The sequence below is a fragment of the Chelatococcus sp. HY11 genome, from assembly GCF_018398335.1.
Lineage (GTDB): Bacteria > Pseudomonadota > Alphaproteobacteria > Rhizobiales > Beijerinckiaceae > Chelatococcus.
Genome location: NZ_JAHBRX010000001.1, coordinates 1913073 through 1934645 on the forward strand (window position 1 = coordinate 1913073; position 21573 = coordinate 1934645).

Genomic DNA, 21573 nt, shown 5'->3' on the forward strand with positions numbered 1-21573 from the left:
TGATCGTCAGCGCGAGGCGACCGCGCCCTGCCGCTCAATGGCACGGGCGATGACCTGACGCACGTCGGCATTGGTGAGGAAGACGTCATGCCCGATGACGCCCCAGCCGTAGTCCGACGCATCGACGACCCTGACGCCGAGCGGTTCGAGCACGGACCGATCGGCGCCGCCCACACGGGCGACACCGCCGGCAATGCGCCGTGAGACACCGAGCGCGCGATCGCTGGACGAAGTGATCACCGTGATGTGCTGGGCCAGCGGCCCGATTCGCTTCAACGTCGCCGCGAACTGGTCGACATCCACATCCGGCGCCGCCAGCACGATCGCGCCGAAGCGCGGGGGGATGTCGGCGCTCGCGCTCGACGCCCAAAGCTGACGCAAGGTTTCCAGCAGGAGGAGTGAGCCCATGCTATGCGCGACGATATGCACGCGCCCCACCGCTCCATTGCGAACCAGCGCCTCCAGAAGATCCTGAAGGGCGTCCCGCGACCACAGCGCGCTTTCACGGTCATAGACATAATCGAGCAGGCCGCTTTTCGAAGGCCAGCTGAAGGCCGCCGTCATGCCCCTGAAGCGGATGCCTGTGGACAGTTCCGCCGCGCTGATGACCGCTGTCTCAAAAGATTCGTTGTAACCGTGAATATAAAGAAGCACCTCCCGGCCAGTCGCGCGCTGCGCGACGCCGGCGATCGGGTCAGACGAGCCGTTCGGCTCCACACTCGTGATCTGCCAGCGACCCGTGATCGAGGCGGAGGCGCGCCCGATCAGACTCGAGGGCGGAGGGGCGAACTTGACCTCGACGGCTCGCACAGCGCCGCTGCGCTCGCTGCCGAACCAAGGCGCAGCCTGCGCGCCATCCACGGGCTTGCGGTTGGTGATCGCATCGACAACGAAGCTGGCGCCACCCCCGCCAGCGCCGGTCGTGCTGGCGCCCACGGCGAAATCGGCAGTCGCCCCGCCACAAGCGGCGAGTGCGGTGGTCGCACCCTGCACAGCGGCGAGACGAAGGAACAGGCGACGGGAAATCACAGGACGAAGCGGCATAGGCAACGCGGGGCTCATCATTCGGGGCGCCATAAAGCGTGGCGATTGCGGCAATCGCGCGGCGAGAGTGCAGCCGTCAATAGGCGCGACGCGGCAACTTTTGTTCGTCCTTTACAAGTCGGTGGCAATCTGGCGTCGGCTAAGGTGATGCCCCGCTCCTTCGACCGATGCGGGGCGCGGATACCCATCCCGTGACCGCCCGCCGTAACCGCCCATGCGCGTGAAAGGACATTCGGACATGGTGACCAGCCGACGCACTCTTCTGACCGGCGCTGGCGCGCTCGCTCTGGCGGCGGGGACCGCTGTCCTGAGGCCAGCCGATGTCCTCGCCCAGTCACGCGAGCGGAGCCGTCCGGCTTCTCCGGCGGGGAATCTCGGCCTCGATGCAGCGACGCTCGGCCTCAACGCCAACAGCCCGGACGACCAAAGCAAGGCGCTGGCCGCCGCCATTCGGGAGGCAGCGCAGCGCCAGGTGCCACTCGTTCTGCAGCCAGGCCGCTACCGCGTTTCCGCCGTGCCGCTGGTGGAAGGCAGCACGCTTATCGGCGTGGGCGGCCAGGCGCGACTCGTGCAGGCGGCGGACAGCCCGATTGTCATCGCCGACAGCATCCGGCGTGTCAGCCTCACCCATCTCACTTTCGACGGCATGAGCCAGCCGCTATCGCAGGGCCGCGGCCTCGTGGAGATCGATGGTACGCCACAGGTCGTCGTGGAGGCTTGCAGCTTTACCAACTCCGGCCAGATCGGCCTCGTGTTGCGCGGCTCGGGCGGACGCGTCGCGACAACGGGTTTCACCGGCATGGGCTCCTCGGCGCTCTTCAGCCTTGATGCCTCGGGCCTTTCGGTGACCGACAACACGGTCCGCACCTGCAGCAACAACGGCATCCAGATCTGGCGCTCGGCGGCAGGCGACGACGGCACCGTCGTTCAAGGCAACCGCATCTCGGACATCCATTTCGACGCCGGCGGCACGGGCGAGAACGGCAATGGAATCAGCGTGTTCCGGGCGGGTGGCGTCATGATCGCGAATAACGTCGTCCGTGATTGCGCCCTCTCGGCGATCCGCAACAACTCCGGCGCGAACTGCCAGATCTTGGGCAACAATTGCGCCCATTTCGGCGAGACCGCGATTTTCTCTGAATTCGCCTTCCAGGGCGCGGTCATCGCCAACAACATCATCGACGACGCCGCGACCGGGATTTCCATCACCAATCTCGACCAGGGCGGGCGGCTGGCGGTCTGCTCGGGCAATCTCGTCCGGAATGTAACGCGGCGAAAGTCTCCGTACGCCCCGGATATCGTCGGGGGTTACGGAATTCATGCCGAGGCGGAGACCACCGTTACCGGCAATGCGATCGACGGCGCTGATTTCGTCGGCATCAGCGCCGGCTGGTCCTATGCCATGCGCAATCTTGTCATCACCAGCAACATGCTGCGCGGATCACCTGTCGGCATCGGGGTGAGCCTTGTGCCGGACATCCGGAATGCCGTTATCGCCAATAATGTCATCGCCGGCGCCGCGAAAGGCGCCGTCGTCGGCTTCCGCTATGCCGATGCGGTCACTGGCGACCTCACCCGCGGCGCGGATGAGCGCGCGAAGGGCATTCGCGTCGAGGGCAATGCGGTGACCTCATAGTCCAAGCACGGTTGCGGGCGCCAAGGCCCCCACGGCGATGCCGTTCCAATTGGTCAGTCCAGGCGCCACGAAAGGCCTGAGGGCGGCCTTGTCCGTATCGCTGAGGTCGAGAAAACGGGCAATGAGGGCCGCCGTCGCCACTTCCGCCGCGCGGGTCGCGCCGTCGTCGCATTTGATCGCGAAGCCGAGGCCGACCTCGGGCAAACTGCCGCAATAGACGCCCTCGGCGCCGGTTTTCAGGAACACCCGTTCCCGGAAGATCTCGGTAATGCGGGTGTCGAACCGCCCGGAGCCCGCGAGCATGAACGGATTTTCAGCCACCGCCTTGCGTAGTCTCGCGACCGCCTCGGCGCGCTGCGGGGGCAAGCCCACCCCGGTGCCGAGACGGGCAAAGGCGAAGGCGAGCGATTGCAACGGCACGGCATAAGTCGGTATCGAGCAGCCATCGGTACCGCGCAGCGCATCGATATGCGGCGCGCCTGTCATGGCCTCCAGCGCGCCGCGCACCTCACGTTGCACGGGGTGCTCGGCCCCGACATAGCCCGCGACGTCGACGCCCATCGCAGTCGCCACACAGACGAAGCCCGCATGCTTGCCCGAACAGTTGTTATGCAAGGCCGTTGGCTTCTGATGGTGCCAGGCGAGCGCGCGGGCCGCGGCCACACCCATCGGATGCTGGATGCCGCATTCGAGGCAGGTTGGCTGACGGCCGGCCTTCGCCAGAATGGCGGCCGCCGTCTCGGCATGCCGCTCCTCGCCGGAATGGGACGAACAGGCCAGCGCGAGTTCCGCCCCGGACAGACCAAAACGGTCAGCCGCGCCGCTCTCGATCAAGGGCAGAGCCTGAAGCGCCTTCACGGCGGAACGCGGAAAAACCGGCCGCTCGACTGCACCGATGGCCAGCACCAGCCCGCCGCGCGCGTCAGCCACGGCCACCGCGCCCCGGTGGCGTGATTCCACAACCGCTCCACGGCGCACTTCCACGAGAACAGGATTGTCCATCGGCAACCTCCTGCCGGCTTCGTGCCGTGTAACGTCAGGCTTGTCAAAGCGTTCCGCGCAGCGATCGCGGCGGCGGCCGAAAGCTGGCCAAAGACAAGCGCCCGCGCGCGGTCGTTGCGCCCATCCTTGCGCCGATGCCGTCCTTGCGGGCAGCCTCCGCGATCGCTAAATCCCCTGCGAGGCTCGCGAGGAAGGCGACTGATGCGTATTGCGATGATCGGTACGGGCTATGTCGGCCTCGTATCTGGAACGTGCTTTGCAGATTTCGGCCATCAGGTCACCTGCGTCGACAACGATCCCGCCAAGATTGCCATGCTCCAGCGCGGTGAGATCCCGATTTTCGAGCCGGGCCTTGGCGAACTGGTGGAGAACAACCGTAAGGCGGGACGACTGTCGTTCACGACGGATCTGACGGACGCGGTGCGCGAGGCGGATGCCGTCTTCATCGCCGTCGGCACGCCCTCGCGTCGCGGCGACGGCCATGCCGACCTCACCTTCGTGCACCAGGCCGCGCGCGAGATCGCGGCGGCGATCGGCGGTTATACGGTGGTCGTGACCAAATCGACGGTGCCCGTCGGCACGGGCGATGACGTCGAGCGGATCATGCGTGAAATTCGTCCCGACGGCGATATCGCCGTGGTCTCCAACCCTGAATTTCTGCGTGAGGGCGCAGCCATCACCGATTTCAAGCGGCCCGACCGCATCGTCATCGGCACCGACGACCAGCGCGCGCAGACGGTGATGTCCGAGATCTACCGGCCGCTCTACCTCAACCAGGCTCCCATCGTCTTCACCGGGCGCCGCACCGCCGAACTCATCAAATACGCGGCCAATGCCTTTCTCGCCACCAAGATCACCTTCATCAACGAGATCGCCGATCTCTGCGAGAGCGTCGGCGCGAATGTGCAGGAGGTTGCCCGCGGCATCGGCCTCGATAATCGCATCGGCGGCAAGTTCCTGCATGCCGGTCCCGGCTACGGCGGCTCGTGCTTTCCCAAGGACACGCTGGCGCTCCTGCGCACGGCCGAGGAAAGCGACATCTCCTTGTCGATCGTTTCGGCCGTCGTCGAGACCAACGACCGGCGCAAGCGCGCGATGGCCGACAAGATCATGGCGGCCTGCGGCGGCTCCGTCGCCGGCAAGACCATCGCCCTGCTCGGCCTGACCTTCAAGCCGAACACGGACGACATGCGCGACGCGCCGTCCCTCACCATCGTGCCCGCCCTGCAGGAGGCTGGAGCAACCGTGCGCGCCTTCGAGCCCACGCAATCACCTGAAATCGAGCGGCTGCTGCCCGGGATCCATCTCAGCGAGGATGCCTATGACTGCATGACCGGCGCTGATGCGCTCGTCATCCTGACGGAATGGGATGCGTTCCGCGCGCTTGATCTCGACCGGATCAAGGCGACGCTGGCCGCGCCCGTGGTGATCGATCTGCGCAATATCTACAGGCCGCAGGAAATGCGCCAGCGCGGCTTCACCTATGTCAGCGTCGGCAGACCGTGAACAGGATGCCGATCATGACCGAAGCGACGGCCCCGAACACGACCGCGCGAACCGTCCGGCTCGGTGATCACACCGTGACGGTCGTCGATGACTATCCGACTTTCTGGGCGCGGGTGGACGCAGGCACCTGGGAAGCGAGCGCGCTGATCGCGCAGGCCGCGCTGATTTCGAGCAACACCCTCTTCATCGACCTCGGCGCCTGGATCGGCCCCACCAGCCTGCATGCCGCGTCCTGCGGCGCGCGCGTCATCGCGGTCGAAGCAGACCCCGCCGCCGCGGCCGTTCTGAAAAGCAATGTCGCGGCAAATCCGGAACTCGCGTCACGCATCACCGTCCTCGAGCGCGCCGTGGCGGCAACATCCGCGCCGGTGACATTCGGTGCCCGCAGAAAGGCCGGCGACTCGATGGCGAGCATACTGCTCGCGGAAACGGCAGCGCTCACTTGGACGACCCCGGCCGTCACGCCCGCCGATATCGCGGCCCTCATAGCCCCCGGCGAGCGGCCGGTGATCAAGATCGACCTCGAAGGCGCGGAGTATGGTGTGCTGCCGGCGATGGGGGCCCTCCTCGCGCATCCACGAACCGCGGTGCTGGTGTCGTTCCATCCCGGCATTCTGGCCGATGCGCGACCCGGAGCGGACAGGGCAGCGCTGGAGCACGCGGCCCTGGCGCCATTTTCAGGGTGGCTTGCGAACCCGGTGGGCGACCAAGGTCCAGGTGAAGCCATCGCGGTCGATGATCTTCTGTCCGATCCGGATTGGTGCCGGCAGGATCAATGGCTGTTGTCCCGCGCCAACCTTTGAGGCTTAGACGATAACCAAGCCGCCGTGAATCGGGTGCCGGCTTCGTCATACCCTCGGGAAACGGCCGTCCGTGTGCCCTTGGATCGTTCAGCTTGAGCTTTCCGCGAGGCGAGCATTGGTGCGCTCCAGGCGCTTGGCGAGTTCGCGCATGACGGCGATCGACATCTGCGGGAATTGCCCGAGGAGTTCCAGAAAGACGCGCTTGTCGATGCGGAGCGCGGTCACCTCGCCCTCGGCAATCACGCTCGCCGAACGCGGCGTATCCGACAGGATACCCATCTCGCCGACGATGTCGTTCGTGCCGAGTTCCGCAATCTTGAACGCGCCAGCCGGCAGATCGAGCATCACCTGCGCCTTGCCTACCAAGATCACATAAGCGGCGTCGGACGCATCGCCCTGGCTGAAAAAGCGCTGTCCGGGCGCAAAGCCCACGCGTTCGCTGGTGAAGGCGAGCAGCTTGAGCCGCGCCGGATCTATTTCCCTGAACATCGGAACTTGACGAAGGGATTGAACTTCGGCTTCCAACGTCATGATCTGCCCTTCACCAAAATAGCCTCAGCCCTGTCATGCTGCCCGCCCGCCTCGCCGACGGCCTCAGCCTTGCCGGTCGGGATATCCTCATCCTGCTCCCCCTTTTTCGTTGGGGAAACATCCACGCCATGCACGATCCGTGCCCCGGCGCCGTCGAACTCCACGACCACGTCGAATTCATCGCGATTGTGAAGCTGACGCATGACAACGACGATACACCGCTCGCGGTGAGTGTCGAGTAAACGCGTCAAAAGGCGGCGCGCTTGGGCGTCACCATAGGCGGACATCGCATTGTTCAGGATGAAATGATCAGGCCGCTTGACGATGCAGCGCCCGAGCGCCACGCCCGAGCGCTGCTGTGGCGTCAGGAGACGGCCAGCCGGACCGACCTGATAGCCGAGCCCGACGACCTCGACGCTTTGCCGAAGGCCGAGTTCGTCGACGACCTCGGATATCAGCGCTGTGATCTGGCTCTGGGCATCGGCGATGTCATAGGCCACCCGGCCGAACAACAGGTTGTCCCGGAGCGGCGCGGCGCTGCACAATTCATCGGGGTCATACAGCACCAGGTCGTTCTCGAACAGGCTACCCTTGAGACGCTCGCCAAGTACGCGCCGCGCCGCGACGATCCGCTCGCGCAGTTCGTCGTTCAGGAAGCCCAGACGATGCCGCGGCTCGATGTAGTCGAACGGCAACGCGAGCAGGCGCGTCTTGTCCTCGCGCGACAGCGCGGAAGTGCCGCGCATGGAGCGGCGGCGCATGATGTCCTCGTATTCCTGCAGGTCATCGGCGGCGATAAAGGAGAACTGGTCGAAGAGCGGATGTCCCGGCGGCAAGTCCCGGAAGATTTCCGTCATGGTCTCGGCGATGCGCGCGCCGAGTTCTACCAGATCCGGTGTCAACTCCTCGCTGTCGAGGACGCCGCGCAGCAATGGGTTTGCCACGAGGCCGCGGCCGGAAAAGCTCGGTGCGGTGGAAGCTCCGAACAATAGATTCTCGCCGATCGAGGCCTGGCGGTTGTAGCGATCCTGGTCGAAAGGCTCGACAAGCCGCTCCAGGCCGTCTTCCTTGAGCTTGGCGCGCAGGAGATGCCGCGCCTCGACGACCTGCTCCTCCAGCTCCGGCTGGCGGTCGAGATCAACGAGGCCCGACAGTCCGAACCGATAGACGTCGTCGGCGAGTTCCAGCTCCGTCAGGATCTCGATGAGCTGGACATCCAGTTCCTCGGCCCCGTCCACGCCGGCCGCCTGATAGTCGATCCAGTCATCGGTCAGCTTGTCGCACGGATTGCCGGTGCGTTTGGCCTCGAGGATCCGTTCCGCGTCGGTGGCCCCATCGTCGTCCCCGGAGGGATGGGGCGCGTAGCGCAGGCCGTAGACCAGATTCTCGCGCAAAGTGCCAGGAAACAGGATGGGTTCGCTGCCCACATAGGCGACATGCCGGCCGGCGACCGCATCCGACATCTGCAACAGTTCATTACCGGCGATTGTCGCGGAGCCGCCGTAGTCCATGCGGCGCCCGAGAACCCGCGCCATGACGCCGGGGCCTGGCCCACTATCGCCGACGAGGGCGACCCGCGCCGGATAGGACCAGCCAAGTGTCACTCCCTCCAGCAGCGTACTGCCATGGGCATCCAGCACATGCAGGTTCTTGAACACCACCGGCCCATCGAGCTCCGGAATCTCCCCGGCCTCGTTCACCGCCTCGGGTGGCAGCAGCTTGTCGGGAATGAACTGCTGGATGATCTGATCGTACTTGATCTGGACATCGAGCCGTTGCTGATCCCAGTCGATCAACTCCTTGAGAGGTGGCGGCAGATCGCGGTAAGCGCCGATGACAGCAACCAGCTGGCCGATGTCGAGATGCCCCTTGAGGGCGAGATAGCCGCCGACGACGTAAAAGAAGAAGGGGGTGATCTGGGCCAAGAGGTTGTTGAGGAACTTGACCATGAATTTCCATTTGTAGATCCGGAAACGCAGGTCAAAGATGTAATAGAGACGCTCGCCGATCTCGGCGCGCTCCCAACGCGTCGCGTTGTGCACATGCACGGCCTCCATGCCGTCGACGATTTCGCCGATACGGCCGGCAAGCCGGCGGGAGGCAATCTGGCGCTTCTTGCCGAGACGCAACTGAATACGCCGCATCCGCGGGATGACGGTGAACTGCACCCCGACGACGGCCCCCGCCAGCAGGCCGAGCCATACGTTCTGCATCAGAATGAAGATCATGGCCGTCAAGGCCTGGGTGCCTAGCAGCAACGGCTGGACGAAGGCGTCGCCGATGAAGCCGCCGATCGGCTCCACCTCGTCCTTGATGATGGTCGCCGTCTCGGATGCCTTGACCGTGCGCAGCGTATTGGGGGTGAAGCGCAGCGTGATGGCGAAGAGATCGAAGCGCAGGCGGCGCAGCATGCGCTCGCCAAGCGCGCCCTTGGCCACGTTGATCCAGTACTTGAAGGCGCCGTTGATCAGCACCAGCACCAGGAACATGAGCGACAGGCCAAGCAGCAGCCCGATCTGGTCCACGGTGATTCCGGGGAACAGCGTGATGCGCCCCCAGTTTCCCAGCCATCCCGGCGGCGTGAAGGCGATCTCGAGGAAAATGGCGTCCGTCTTGCCATTTTTGAACGCACCGGCCTGTATCACATCGTTGACGATGCTCTTGGGCAGGTCCAGCGACCAAAAATAGAAGGGAAGCGATGCGAGGATGACCGCGAAAATGACGAGTTGCTCGCGGCTGGAGTATCGCCAGATATAGCGGAAGAGGCTTTTATCCACGCAGTTGATTCCGGGCTGACACGCAACGGCAACAAATAGGGCATCTCAATGCGGGCCGCACGTGATGCGTCGTCATCAATAATAGGACTATATAGGCTCCTCCACCATGGACGAAAGCGCCGAAGCAATCCATAACACGAGAATAGCGGGATCAACCGGCCGGGGGGCTGCCATGCCGGCGGCAGTATTCGACGACGAACATATCGGCGAGCTCGTCGATCATCAGCTCCCGGCGACGCCCGCCGCTGAACGGGCGCGCGTCCTCATTTACAGCCACGACACGTTCGGACTCGGGCATCTCCGTCGCTCGCGCGCCATCGCCAACGCGCTGGCGGGCGGCACCGCAGGCGTATCCGTGGTGATCATCTCGGGCTCGCCCGTCATCGGCAATTTCGAGTTCGGATCCGGCGTCGATCACGTGCGCGTGCCGGGGGTCGTGAAGCTGCGCAACGGGGACTACCGAAGCCTCAACCTGAATATCGGCATCGAGGAAACGACAAATCTGCGCGCCGCCATCATTGCGCAGACAGCCCAAAGTTTCCGGCCTGATCTCGTTATCATCGACAAGGAGCCTACGGGTTTTCGTGGCGAGATTCTGCCTGCCCTCAACATCCTGAAACGCAACGGAGCCCGCCTCGTACTGGGTATCCGCGACGTGATGGACGAGCCCGCGGCGTTGAAGCCCGAATGGGAACGCAAAGGCGGGCTTGAAGCCCTGTCCACCTACTACGATGAAATATGGGTCTACGGCCTGCAGCAGTTCTATGAGCCGCTCGCCTGCCTTCCCCTGTCCGAGGAGGTCAGGCAGCGGATCCTCTATACGGGCTATTTGCGTCGCGGCCTGCCCCGCGAAGCCAGCATCACCAGCTATCCTCGGATTACGCGCGGGCCCTTCGTGCTCGTGACGACAGGCGGTGGGGGCGACGGCGAGGACCTGATCGACTGGACGATATCCGCCTATGAGTCTGAGGCTTGCCCCGATATTCCCGCGCTCATCGTTTTCGGTCCGTTCATCAACCGCGAGCAGCGGCGCGGCTTCATGACACGTATCGCCAAGCATCCGAAGCTCGCGGCGATCTCCTTCGATTCCAAGCTGGAGCTGCTGATGAACCGCGCTTCGGCGGTGGTGGCCATGGGCGGATACAATACGTTCTGCGAGGTGCTATCCCTCGACAAGCCGACGCTGATCGTGCCGCGCACCACTCCGCGCCTGGAACAGTATATCCGCGCCGCGCAGGCTGAGCGCCTCGGCCTCATCCGCATGCTGGTGCAAGGCAGCGGCACGGCCAAGGCCATGGCCGATGCCATCAATGACCTCGCCAGCCAGAAGCGTCCTTCGGAAGTGTTCGTCCCCGGCCTTCTCGATGGCCTCGACGTCATCGGGCGCCGGTTCGGCGACTGGCTTGCCGAGCGGCCGGAACCCGTCGTCACGCACCAGGCGGCCGAGTAACCGGCTATGCCGTTGGAGCAACATCCGTCCGGCGTCATCGCCGTCGTCGTCAAGGGTTACCCGCGTCTCTCCGAAACTTTCATCGCACAGGAAATCCTGGCGCTCGAGGCGCGTGGCCTGCCGCTCGCGATCTGGTCTCTCCGTCACCCGACGGAAAAGGCGGTGCATCCCATGCACAAGAAGATCAAGGCCCGGCCAAACTACTTGCCAGAATATCTCTATCAGGAGCCCCTGCGCGTCGCTGCCGGCTTTCTCTGGGGGCTGCGCCAGCGAACGATCTGGCGCATGCTCGGCACGTTCTGGCGCGACCTGAAGCGCGACATGACCGCGAACCGTGGCCGGCGCCTGGGCCAGGCCTTCGTGCTGGCGCGCGAGCTCCCAGCGCATACCGGCCATCTCCACGTGCACTATCTGCACACCCCAGCCTCGGTTGTGCGCTATGCGGCGCTGCTGCGTGGCCTGACCTTCAGTTTCTCGGCACACGCGAAAGACATCTGGACGACGCCAGACTGGGACATCCGGGAGAAGATCACAGACAGTGCGTGGGGGGTGACGTGCACGAGGGATGGGCACATCAGACTGTCCGGGCTTTCGCCGTCGGATGCGTCCCGGCCCGGACGTGTCGAGCTCGTCTATCACGGGCTCGATCTCAGCCGCTTCCCGACGCCGCCGCAACGCCCGCCGCGCGACGGCTCGGATCCGGCGGACCCCGTCCGTATCGTCACCGTCGGGCGCGCCGTCGCCAAGAAGGGCTTCGACGATCTTCTCGCGGCGCTTGCCGCCCTGCCCGATGGTCTGCACTGGCAGTTCGTGCATATCGGCGGCGGTGAACTGCTTGGTGACCTCAAGCAGCAGGCCGCGCGCGAGGGGATAGCGGGGCGCGTAGCGTTCCTGGGCGCCAAGGCACAGCCGGACGTCATCACCATGATGCGTGAGGCGGATCTGTTCGTCTTGCCGGCCAAGGAGGCGAAATCCGGTGATCGCGACGGGCTGCCCAATGTTTTAATGGAAGCGGCCAGCCAGGAGCTCGCGATCGTAGCGAGCGACTTCGCCGGAATCCCTGAATTCCTGCGCGACGGGCGCGAGGGCGTGCTTGTACCGCCCGGTCGCTGGGATCTTCTCGCCAATGCCATCAATCTGCTGGCGCGGGACCCGAAACGTCGCGCGCTTCTTGGGCAGGCCGCGGCGAGCAGGCTCGCGCGGGATTTTTCCATGGAGGCCGGGATCGAGCTTCTTGCGGCAAAGTTTCGCGCCCAGCTCGGCGAAGATCGCGCGCCGTCCGTCGATGGGGACGGCACAGGCGAGGCTGAGACGGAACGCGCCCTGGTGGCAGCGCCGACGGAATGAGCGCGATCGCGTTCTATGCTCCCCTCAAGCCGCCGGATCATCCCGTCGCTTCCGGCGACCGTCGGATGGCGCGGCTGCTGCTGAAGGCGCTGGCGCGGGCAGGTTTTGCCCCCTGCGTCGCAACCACCCTGCGCAGCTTCGATGGCGCCGGCGAGCCCGCGCTGCAAAGAGCGTTGCGGGACGCGAGCCTTGTCGAGGCTGATCGACTCGCCGGGGCATGGCGCGCGCTCCGCCCGGCCGACCGGCCGGCTCTCTGGTTCACCTATCACGTCTATTACAAGGCACCCGACTGGATCGGCCCGCGCGTCGCCGCGGCGCTCGGCATCCCCTATGTGGTCGCGGAGGGTTCGCGCGCGTCGAAACGCGCCGATGGCCCATGGCACCTCGGCCACGCTGGCGCGGAGGCGGCGCTTGACACAGCGGCCATCGTTTTCGTGATGAATGAGGCGGATCGCCCTGCCCTCGCCGCGATGAGCCGCCCCGGCCAGCAGCTCATAGCGCTCCCCCCCTTCATCGATACGCCACAAGCCGCGAGGGATCGCCGCTCGCGGCGCAGCGAAGATCCTTGCCGCCTCCTCGCCGTGGCGATGATGCGCCATGGCGACAAGCTCGCGAGCTACCGGCTCCTGGCGCAGGCGCTTCGACAGGTGTCCGATCATCTGCCATGGCGTCTGGACGTCGTCGGTGATGGCCCGACGCGGGCGGAGGTGGAGGCGCTGTTTGCTCCCTTTGGCGAGCGCATCACATTCCACGGCCTGGTGAACGACGAAAACCGCATGGCGGGGTTCTATGCCAATGCGGAGCTCCTCGTCTGGCCGGCCGTCAATGAAGCTTATGGCATGATTTTTCTCGAGGCGGCTGTCCAGGGGTGCCCAGCGATCGCCGGCGCCTACGGGGGTGTGCCGGGGGTGATCCGCGACGGTGAGAGCGGCGTGCTGGTGTCTCCCGGCGATGCCAGCGTCTTTTCCGCGGCTCTCTCGAAGCTGCTTGGAGATCCCGCGCATCGTGCCGCCATGGGGGAAGCCGCTCGCAACTTCGTGCGGAGCGAACGGAGTCTCACCGGCGCAGCCCAGATCCTGCATCGGTCGCTCGCGCCCCTCATCGCCAACACGTCCGAGACAACAGGGATAGGATGAAGATCCTCGTCAGCGTCACCCATCTCCTCGGGGTCGGGCATCTCAACCGGGCAGCGGCCATCGCCCGCGCGTTCGCGGCGGCCGGACATCAGGTCACCCTGGCTTCGGGCGGCATGCCCTCGCCCTTGCTCGACAGCACGGGCTTCACGGTCATCCAGCTCCCGCCGGTGCGGGTCGAGGGCACTGCTTTCTCGCATCTTCTCGATGCGTCCGGCGAAGCAGCTTCCCCCGCGCATCTTGAGGCCCGCGCCGCGAAACTGGTAGCGACGCTTCGCGCGCTTCGCCCGGATGTCGTCATTACCGAGCTGTTTCCCTTCGGCCGCAGGGCGCTCGCCGCCGAACATCTCGCTCTGCTCAACGCCGCCCATGCACTGCGCCCGCGTCCGCTGGTGCTGTCGTCGGCGCGCGACGTGCTGGCCGCCTCGCGCCGGCCGGAGCGTATCGCTCAGAGCCATGCGCACCTGCGCGCCTTCTATGACGCGGTGCTGGTGCACGGGGACCCGGCGGTGCTGCCTCTGGAGGCAAGCTGGCCGGTCGATGATGGTGTGGGGGCCCTCCTTCGCTATACGGGCTATATTGACGATGGATCCGCGGCGATCGTGCGGTCGGACGCCATCAACCCAGTCCCTCAGGGCGAAATCCTCGTATCCGGCGGGGGGAGCGCAGCGTCCCTGCCGGTCTATCGTGCCGCGATCGGGGCAGCGACGATCCTTACCGGCCACCGCTGGCGACTTCTGGTCGGTGCGGGCGTGAGTGAAGCGGATTTTAAGTCTCTCCTCGAAGCCGCGCCTGACCATCTCACGGTCGAGCGCGCGCGGCGCGACTTTCCCGCCTTGCTCGCCCGCGCGGCAGTCGCCGTCAGCCAGTTCGGCTACAATACCGCCGTCGACCTGCTGCGCGCGGGAACCCGTGCGGTCGTCGTGCCTTTTGAGGACGGCGGCGAGACTGAACAGCGCCTGCGCGCCGAGCGTTTCGCCCGCGAGGGGCTGGTCACGGTGCTGCCGCAGGCGGAATTATCGGCGAACCGCCTCGCCGAGGCTGTGCGTGCTGCGCTGGCCAGGCCACAGCCACAAGCTGCATCGATCGACCGGGACGGCCTCAACCGCAGCGTCGCCATCATCGCGGAGCTCGCCGCCGCGCCCCTGCGGGGGACGACCGTCCCGCTGGCCTCGCCCGCCATTCTGCCGGATACCTCAGGGCTCTGGGCCGCGCTGGACGAAGCCCTCGGCCGGCGTGCCGATCGCGGCGCCGCCCTGGGTGTCTGGTGGCGCGACGACGATGCCGTCGCGCCGACCGCAGCGCTCGACAGGCTGCTGGCGATGAGCGCCCGGCAGGGAATGCCGATCGCGCTCGCCGTCATTCCTGAGCGCGCTTCGCGCGAGCTCGCGGCGCGCCTTGCCGCCGAGCCCTCGGTCGATGTGCTGGTGCACGGCTATGGCCACCATAACCACGCCCCGGCCGGCGAGAAGAAGGCGGAGTTCGGCGGCCACCGGCCGCTGGAGGCGTTGCAGGACGAAGCGCGGGCCGGGCTCGAACGCCTGCACGCCCTGATGCCAGGCAAGCTCGTTCCGGCCTTCGTGCCACCGTGGAACCGGATCGCTCCAGAACTGGCCGCGACGCTCCCGGCGCTGGGCTATCGAGGCCTCTCGACGTTCAAGACGCGCAGATCACTTGCGGGCCTCGTTGTTGCCAATTGCCACTGCGATCCGATCGACTGGCATGGAAGCCGCAGTCTCGTCGACCCACATATCGTCATTAACCGGCTCGCAGGCGAGATCCTCGCCATGCCCGACGATGAGCCCATCGGCCTCCTGACCCATCATCTGGTTCATGATGAGGCGATCTGGCGCTTCTGCGAGGATCTCCTCGCGCATCTGATGGCCTCGGCCGTCGTGAGGCCGCTCGCCGGGCGCGCCATCTTTACACGCGACGGCGCTCCCCAGGTGGAGGTCGCCGCGCCGCAATGACAATCAGAAGGATTTCGCCGGCGAAACTCATGCAATATGGCGTGACAGACCAGAAATTGCGCCGGATCAATTACTTAGAGCCTGATCCGCGCAACTATCGGGTAACGGGTTAGGCAAGAGCACCGATTTGCACACAACACGCAGAAAGTCCGTCTCGATAAAGTGACAGACTCCTGTAATAGATTAATGTTGATAAGATCGCCGTGGGCGTCGGAGGGGAATCTGTGAGTGCGATGGACAAGACCGGCAAGCCGCCAAGCGGGCCTCTGCTCGCCGTCCGCGGTCTTGAAGTCACTTTCACCGGTGACCACGCGGCCTTTCGCGCACTCGACGGCGTCTCCCTGACGATCGAGGCCGGGCGAACGGTCGCCCTTGTCGGCGAATCCGGTTCCGGCAAGTCCGTCACCTCGCAGGCTATTCTTGGCATCCTCCCTAAGACCGGACACGTCACCGGCGGAGAGATCCTGTTCAGGGATCCGGCGCATCACCACGGTGCCGGCGAGCCAATCGACATCGCGCGTCTCGACCCGGAATCGGAGGCCATGCGGGCGCTGCGTGGTGGCCGCATCGCGATGATCTTCCAGGAACCGATGACCTCGCTGTCCCCCGTGCACACGGTCGGCGACCAGGTCAGCGAAGCGGTGATGCTGCATCAGAAGGTATCCGCCGCGGAAGCGAAGGCCCTGTCCATCGCCGTCTTCGAGCGCGTCGGTTTTCCCAATCCCGAGCGCACGTTCGACACCTATCCCTTCGAGCTTTCCGGCGGAATGCGCCAGCGCGCGATGATCGCCATGGCGCTGATCTGCCGCCCAGCGCTCCTGATCGCCGACGAGCCGACGACCGCGCTCGACGTGACCACCCAGGCCCAAATCCTCGACCTGATGCGGGAGTTGCAGGCCGAGACCGGCATGGCGATCCTCCTGATCACCCATGATCTCGGCATCGTCGCCAACATGGCCGACGACATCGCCGTGATGTATCGCGGCCGTATCGTGGAATCCGGCACCCGCGAGGCGTTGTTCCGCGATCCGCAGCATCCCTATCTCGAGGCGCTCCTGCGCGCCGTGCCGCGTTTCGACATGCCACCCGGAGAGCGGCTGACCCCCATCCGCGAGGTGGCGTCAACGGGCATCATCGAGGCCACGCCGAAGATGGTGCGCGCGCAGCCGAAGGGCCCGGTGCTCGTCGCCGAGGGAATTGGCAAGACCTATACCCTGCGCAGCGGCTGGTTCTCCGGTCGAACGAAAACCTTGCGCGCCATCGACGAGGTGAGCCTCGCGCTGCCATCGGGAAAGACCCTCGGCCTCGTCGGCGAATCCGGTTGCGGCAAAACGACCGTCTCGAAGATCATCATGCGGGCGATCGATCCGGACGGGGGGCGTGTGCTCTTCGACGACGGCAGCGGTCCCCGCGATATCAGCAAGCTGGAGGGCGATGATCTCTTCGCCTATCGTCGCGCGATCCAGATCGTCTTCCAGGACCCGTTCTCGTCGCTCAACCCGCGCATGACGGTCTATGAGGCGCTGATCGAGCCGCTCGTCATCCATCGCATCGGGACGAGCGAGGAGCGTTTCGCCAAGGCGAAGATGTTGATGGAGCTCGTCGGCCTCGACAAACGCTATCTCCGGCGCTACCCGCATTCCTTCTCGGGCGGCCAGCGCCAGCGCATCGGTATCGCCCGGGCGCTCGCCCTGTCACCGCGGGTGCTCGTGCTCGATGAGCCGGTATCGGCGCTCGACGTCTCGGTGCAGGCGCAGATCCTCAATCTCCTGAAGGACTTGCAGAGCGCACTCGGCCTCTCCTACCTGTTCGTGTCCCACAATCTGGCGGTGGTCGACTATCTCGCCGACACCATCGCCGTGATGTGCCGGGGCCATATCGTCGAGGAGGCGCCGAAGGCGTCGCTGTTCCGCAACCCGGCCCATCCCTATACGCGCGCGCTTCTCGCGGCGGTGCCGAGCCCCGACCTCGACCATCCGCTCGATTTCAACGCCTTGCGTTCGGACCGCTTTTCCGATCCCGAAAAATGGCCGGAGCCTTTCCGGCTCGCGCCAGGTCTCGCGAGCACAATGCACGAGATCGAACCGGGCCATCGCGTTCGCATGAACCTGACCGGTGAAAGGAGGGCTGCATGACACGCCTACCTCGCTCTCTCAATCGCCCGCTGACCCGCCGCGCCTTCGCGAAGGCTGGCCTCGGCGCCGCGAGCCTCGCGCTTCTCGCGCGGGGCGCCGAGGCACAGTCGGCCCTGGGTCCCTCCACCATGCCGTTGCCCAGCCATTGGGTGGAAACACCGTTCTTTCAGAAAATGGTGGACGCTGGCAAGCTGCCGCCCATCGCCGAACGCGTGCCGAAGCAGCCGCTTGTCGCTGATCTCAAGGCGCGGGGCCGCGAGATCGGGAAGCAAGGCGGCGAGGTCATCACGCTCGCCGCGCGGGCGCGCGACCTGCGTTATTTCTCGGCAATCGCCTACAACCGCCTGGTCGGCTACGACGAAAAACTGGTTCTGCGTCCAGATATCCTCGAGTCCGTCGATAATCAGGATGATCGCGTCATCACGCTGCACCTGCGGCGTGGTCACCGGTGGTCGGATGGACATCCCTTCACCGCCGAGGATTTCCGCTACTGGTGGGAAGACGCAGCGCTCAACAAGGCGCTCTTCCCGGCCGGCCCCCCGATTTTCATGATGATCGATGGCCAGTTGCCGACGTTCACGGTCATCGATGAAGTCACGGTACGCTACGAATGGCCGAGGTCCAATCCGCGCTTCCTGCCAACGCTGGCGTTGCCGCGCGATCCGATGATCTACCGGCCCGCGCACTATATGAAGCAGTTCCATACGAAATATTCCGATGGAGAAGCGCTCGCCCAGGCGGCAGCACGCGCCAAGCTGAAGTCCTGGGCGGCGCTGCACAACCGCATGGACGACATGTTCGAGAATTCGAACCCGGATATTCCGACGCTTGGGCCCTGGAAGATCATGAACGCGAGCCCGGCGACGCGTTTCGTTTTCGAGCGAAACCCCTACTACCATCGGGTCGATGAAGCGGGTCAGCAACTCCCCTACACGGACAAGGTCATCGTCGATATCGCCTCAGCCGGCCTGTTCCCCGCCAAGGCCAATGCGGGTGAGGTGGATTTCCTGGCACGCGGCCTGTCCATGCCGGACATTCCCGTACTGAAGGAAGGCGAGAAGGCCCAGGGCTACCGCACGCTGCTCTGGCCGATCGCCCGCGGCTCGCAGGTCGCGCTCTATCCCAATCTCACGGTGGCCGACCCGGTCTGGCGCAAGCTCAATCGCGATGTGCGTTTCCGCCGGGCGTTGTCGCTCGGCATCGATCGCCACACGATCAACAACGCCATCTTCTTCGGGCTGGGCCAGGAGGGCAACAATACGGTCCGTGAGGGTTCGGCGATGTTCGAGCCGGATTTCCGCACGCGCTATGGCATCTACGACCCCGAAGCCGCCAATGCCCTGCTGGACGAGATCGGCCTCACCGAGCGTCGCGGCGACGGCACACGCCTGCTGTCCGACGGGCGGCCGGTCGAAATCGTCGTCGAGGTCGACGGCGAGGGCGGCATGACCGTCGATACCCTTCAGCTCCTCGTCGAGTTCTGGCGCGAGATCGGCGTGGGCCTGTTCATCAAGCCACAGGACATCAACGTGCTGCGCAACCGGGCCTATGCCGGGTTGCCGGTCATGGTGGCGGGTTTTGGCATCGACAACGCCATTCCAACCGCCGAAATGCTGCCGTCGGAGCTCGCGCCGATCTTCCAGGACAATTTCGCCTGGCCGAAATGGGGCCAGTATATCGAGACCAAGGGCAAGAACGGCGAGGCTTGCGACGTCAAGGAAGCAAAACGCCTGCTCGAGCTCTATGAAAGCTGGCTCAGCACGGCCGACGAAGGCGAGCAGGCGAAGATCTGGAAGGAAATGCTGTCGAACCACGCTGATCAGCAATGGTCAATCGGCACCGTGGCAGATGCGCTGCAGCCCATCATCTTGCGTGAGGGACTGAAGAACTTTCCCACGAAAGCCGTGTACAGCTGGGATCCGACATCGCTTGTCGGCATCTATCGGGTTGATGAGATGTATTGGGACAAGGCGGAACGTCGGGTGGCGCAGGCACTATGATCGGTTTTCTTGCGAAGCGTTTCGCCACGATGGTGGGGACGCTGCTGCTCATCAGCGCGTTGACCTTTTTCATCATCAAACTGCCCCCTGGGGATTTCCTGTCCAACCAGATCGCGGAGCTGCGCTCACAGGGCGATGCGGGCGCGGCGGCACGCGCCGACTTCCTCATCAAGCAATACGGCCTCGACCGGCCGGTCTGGGAACAGTACCTCGTCTGGATCGGCGTGATGCCGGGCAGCAATGGCTACTCGGGATTGCTGCAAGGTGACTGGGGATGGTCATTCGAATATGACAAGCCGGTCAATCAGGTTGTCGGCGACGCGTTGTGGCTAACACTGCTGCTTAATCTGGCAACAGTTGCTTTTGTTCATATCGTCGCGATTCCCATCGCGATCTATTCGGCGCGACGACAATATTCCATTGGTGACTATGCTTTCACCTTGCTCGGCTATATTGGCCTCGCAATGCCGAGTTTTCTGCTCGCACTTATCATGCTCTATTACATGAACCGGTGGTTCGGCATATCCATCGGCGGGCTCTATGACTCGCGTTACGCCAACGAGCCCTGGACTGTGGACAAGGTCAAGTCGCTTCTCCAGCACCTCATCGTGCCGACGCTGGTCATCGGGCTGTCCGGAACCGCGGCGATGATCCGGCGCATGCGCGCCAACCTGCTCGACGAGCTCAGCAAGCAATATTACGTCACCGCCAAGGCCAAGGGCCTGCCACCGACCAAAGCCCTGCTGAAATATCCCTTCCGTATGGCGCTCAACCCCTTCGTGTCCGATATCGGCAACCTCCTGCCCCATCTTGTGTCCGGCTCGGTTCTCGTGTCGCTGGTCATGAGCCTGCCGACCGTCGGCCCCATCCTGCTCGCCGCGCTCAAATCGCAGGACCAGTTTCTCGCCGGCTTCATTCTCATGTTCGTCGCCGTGCTGACGGTCGTCGGCATGCTCATTTCGGATCTGTTGCTGGCGTGGCTCGATCCGCGTATCCGCCTCGGGCAACGATAACATGCAGGCCACAATGATTTGCGCGCCGCGAGGTGAACCATGACGATGACCCGTGATGCAGGGGCAAGCGCGACAGCGCATTTCGTCGACAAGGCGCCTTTCGACCCTGGCCTCACCGATCCCGGCACGGGCGAGGATGAACGCTTCTATCAGGCCTCTTCGCTGAAGCTGATCTGGTGGAAGTTCAAGCGCCATCGGCTCGCGGTCGCTTCGGCGCTCCTGCTTCTCTTCTTCTATCTCAGCATTCCGTTCGTGGAGCTGATCGCGCCTTATGGGCAGAACCAGCGCAACGGCAACTTCCTCTACGCGCCGCCGCAAGGCGTCCACCTCTTCCACGAGGGTCGCTTTGTCGGTCCTCACGTCTACCCTTATTCCTTCACGTTCAATCTCGACACCTTCACCCGCGATTATGTCGTTGACCGCACGAAGCCGCAGCCGATCCGCTTCTTCTGCCAGGGCGAGCGCTACAATTTCTGGGGTCTGTTCGAAGCGCGCGCGCATCTGATCTGCCCGCCGGAGGGCGGCACGTTCTTCCTGCTCGGCACGGACAGACTGGGACGCGATATCTTCTCGCGCATCATCTATGGCGGGCGCATCTCGCTGACGGTCGGCATTGTCGGTATCGCCGTGTCCTTCGCGCTCGGCCTGTTTTTTGGCGGCATCGCCGGCTATCTCGGCGGATGGGTCGACAATGTCGTGCAGCGGATGATCGAGATCCTGCGGTCGCTGCCGGAGCTACCGCTCTGGCTCGCCCTGTCGGCCGCCCTGCCCGCCAACTGGAGCCCCCTGCTCGTTTTCTTCGGAATTACCATCATCCTGGGATTGCTCGACTGGCCTGGGCTGGCCCGAGCGGTGCGTTCCAAGCTGCTGGCTCTGCGTGAGGAAGAGTATGTGCGCGCGGCCGTGCTGATGGGCGCCTCACGGCGACGCATCATCGCGCGCCATCTCATTCCGAATTTCATGAGCCATCTGATCGCGTCCGCTACCCTGTCGATCCCTTCGATGATTCTGGGTGAGACGGCCCTGTCGTTCCTTGGCCTCGGCCTGCGACCACCGATCACGAGCTGGGGCGTTCTGCTCAACGAGGCGCAGAACCTCGCGGCCGTCAATCTTCAACCCTGGCTGCTGTGGCCGATCCTGCCTGTGGTTCTGGTCGTTCTTGCCTTCAACTTCATGGGCGACGGGCTCCGCGACGCTGCCGACCCCTATCATTGAGAGACAGGCAC

At 64.7% G+C, this 21573-nt stretch carries 15 protein-coding genes; 11 read left to right on the forward strand and 4 right to left on the reverse strand.

Annotated features, from left to right (window positions below; genetic code table 11):
• Window positions 1-6: 6 nt before the first annotated feature.
• On the reverse strand, window positions 7-1065 hold the full coding sequence (locus tag KIO74_RS08880) for an alpha/beta hydrolase (protein WP_349629165.1): 1059 nt from the start codon (window positions 1063-1065) through the stop codon (window positions 7-9).
• Between the two features lie 217 nt (window positions 1066-1282).
• Between KIO74_RS08880 and KIO74_RS08885 the strand changes: the two genes are divergently transcribed.
• Window positions 1283-2680: a TIGR03808 family TAT-translocated repetitive protein gene (locus tag KIO74_RS08885; RefSeq protein WP_213331663.1), complete on the forward strand. Its 1398-nt coding sequence runs from the start codon at window positions 1283-1285 to the stop codon at window positions 2678-2680.
• Here the strand turns inward: KIO74_RS08885 and KIO74_RS08890 are convergent.
• Complete coding sequence (locus KIO74_RS08890; RefSeq protein WP_213331664.1) at window positions 2675-3682, reverse strand: asparaginase; 1008 nt, start codon at window positions 3680-3682, stop codon at window positions 2675-2677. The genes KIO74_RS08885 and KIO74_RS08890 overlap by 6 nt on opposite strands.
• A 201-nt stretch (window positions 3683-3883) precedes the next feature.
• Between KIO74_RS08890 and KIO74_RS08895 the strand changes: the two genes are divergently transcribed.
• Window positions 3884-5188: a UDP-glucose dehydrogenase family protein gene (locus tag KIO74_RS08895; RefSeq protein WP_213331665.1), complete on the forward strand. Its 1305-nt coding sequence runs from the start codon at window positions 3884-3886 to the stop codon at window positions 5186-5188.
• Between the two features lie 14 nt (window positions 5189-5202).
• On the forward strand, window positions 5203-5991 hold the full coding sequence (locus tag KIO74_RS08900; protein WP_213331666.1) for an FkbM family methyltransferase: 789 nt from the start codon (window positions 5203-5205) through the stop codon (window positions 5989-5991).
• 87 nt (window positions 5992-6078) lie between these two features.
• Here KIO74_RS08900 and KIO74_RS08905 read toward each other — a convergent pair whose 3' ends face one another.
• Both KIO74_RS08905 and KIO74_RS08910 read right to left on the reverse strand, forming a co-directional pair.
• Window positions 6079-6522 (reverse strand): Crp/Fnr family transcriptional regulator, encoded by a 444-nt coding sequence (locus tag KIO74_RS08905; RefSeq protein ID WP_213331667.1) that lies wholly within the window; start codon window positions 6520-6522, stop codon window positions 6079-6081.
• On the reverse strand, window positions 6519-9299 hold the full coding sequence (locus tag KIO74_RS08910) for an ABC transporter transmembrane domain-containing protein (RefSeq protein ID WP_213331668.1): 2781 nt from the start codon (window positions 9297-9299) through the stop codon (window positions 6519-6521). The genes KIO74_RS08905 and KIO74_RS08910 overlap by 4 nt, the downstream gene beginning before the upstream one ends.
• A 172-nt stretch (window positions 9300-9471) precedes the next feature.
• Here KIO74_RS08910 and KIO74_RS08915 point away from each other — a divergent pair, with 172 nt between their 5' ends.
• The 8 genes from KIO74_RS08915 (at window position 9472) to KIO74_RS08950 (ending at window position 21562) form a co-directional block, all read left to right on the forward strand.
• Complete coding sequence (locus KIO74_RS08915; protein ID WP_213331669.1) at window positions 9472-10749, forward strand: glycosyltransferase family protein; 1278 nt, start codon at window positions 9472-9474, stop codon at window positions 10747-10749.
• A 6-nt stretch (window positions 10750-10755) separates the two neighbouring features.
• Window positions 10756-12096, forward strand: a complete 1341-nt coding sequence (locus KIO74_RS08920) for a glycosyltransferase family 4 protein (RefSeq protein WP_213331670.1) — start codon at window positions 10756-10758, stop codon at window positions 12094-12096.
• Complete coding sequence (locus tag KIO74_RS08925; RefSeq protein WP_213331671.1) at window positions 12093-13232, forward strand: glycosyltransferase family 4 protein; 1140 nt, start codon at window positions 12093-12095, stop codon at window positions 13230-13232. Before KIO74_RS08920 ends, KIO74_RS08925 begins: the two co-directional genes overlap by 4 nt.
• Window positions 13229-15199: a glycosyltransferase gene (locus KIO74_RS08930; protein ID WP_213331672.1), complete on the forward strand. Its 1971-nt coding sequence runs from the start codon at window positions 13229-13231 to the stop codon at window positions 15197-15199. The genes KIO74_RS08925 and KIO74_RS08930 overlap by 4 nt, the downstream gene beginning before the upstream one ends.
• Before the next feature lie 233 nt (window positions 15200-15432).
• Window positions 15433-17334: an ABC transporter ATP-binding protein gene (locus KIO74_RS08935; protein ID WP_213334693.1), complete on the forward strand. Its 1902-nt coding sequence runs from the start codon at window positions 15433-15435 to the stop codon at window positions 17332-17334.
• Window positions 17331-19334: an ABC transporter substrate-binding protein gene (locus tag KIO74_RS08940; protein ID WP_249730919.1), complete on the forward strand. Its 2004-nt coding sequence runs from the start codon at window positions 17331-17333 to the stop codon at window positions 19332-19334. Before KIO74_RS08935 ends, KIO74_RS08940 begins: the two co-directional genes overlap by 4 nt.
• Entirely contained in the window at window positions 19331-20347 is a 1017-nt protein-coding gene (locus tag KIO74_RS08945) for an ABC transporter permease (protein ID WP_213331673.1), read from the forward strand. Before KIO74_RS08940 ends, KIO74_RS08945 begins: the two co-directional genes overlap by 4 nt.
• 45 nt (window positions 20348-20392) lie before the next feature.
• Window positions 20393-21562 carry an ABC transporter permease gene (locus tag KIO74_RS08950; protein ID WP_213334699.1) on the forward strand — a complete coding sequence of 390 codons (1170 nt, stop codon included), beginning with the start codon at window positions 20393-20395 and terminating at the stop codon, window positions 21560-21562.
• Window positions 21563-21573 lie beyond the last annotated feature (11 nt).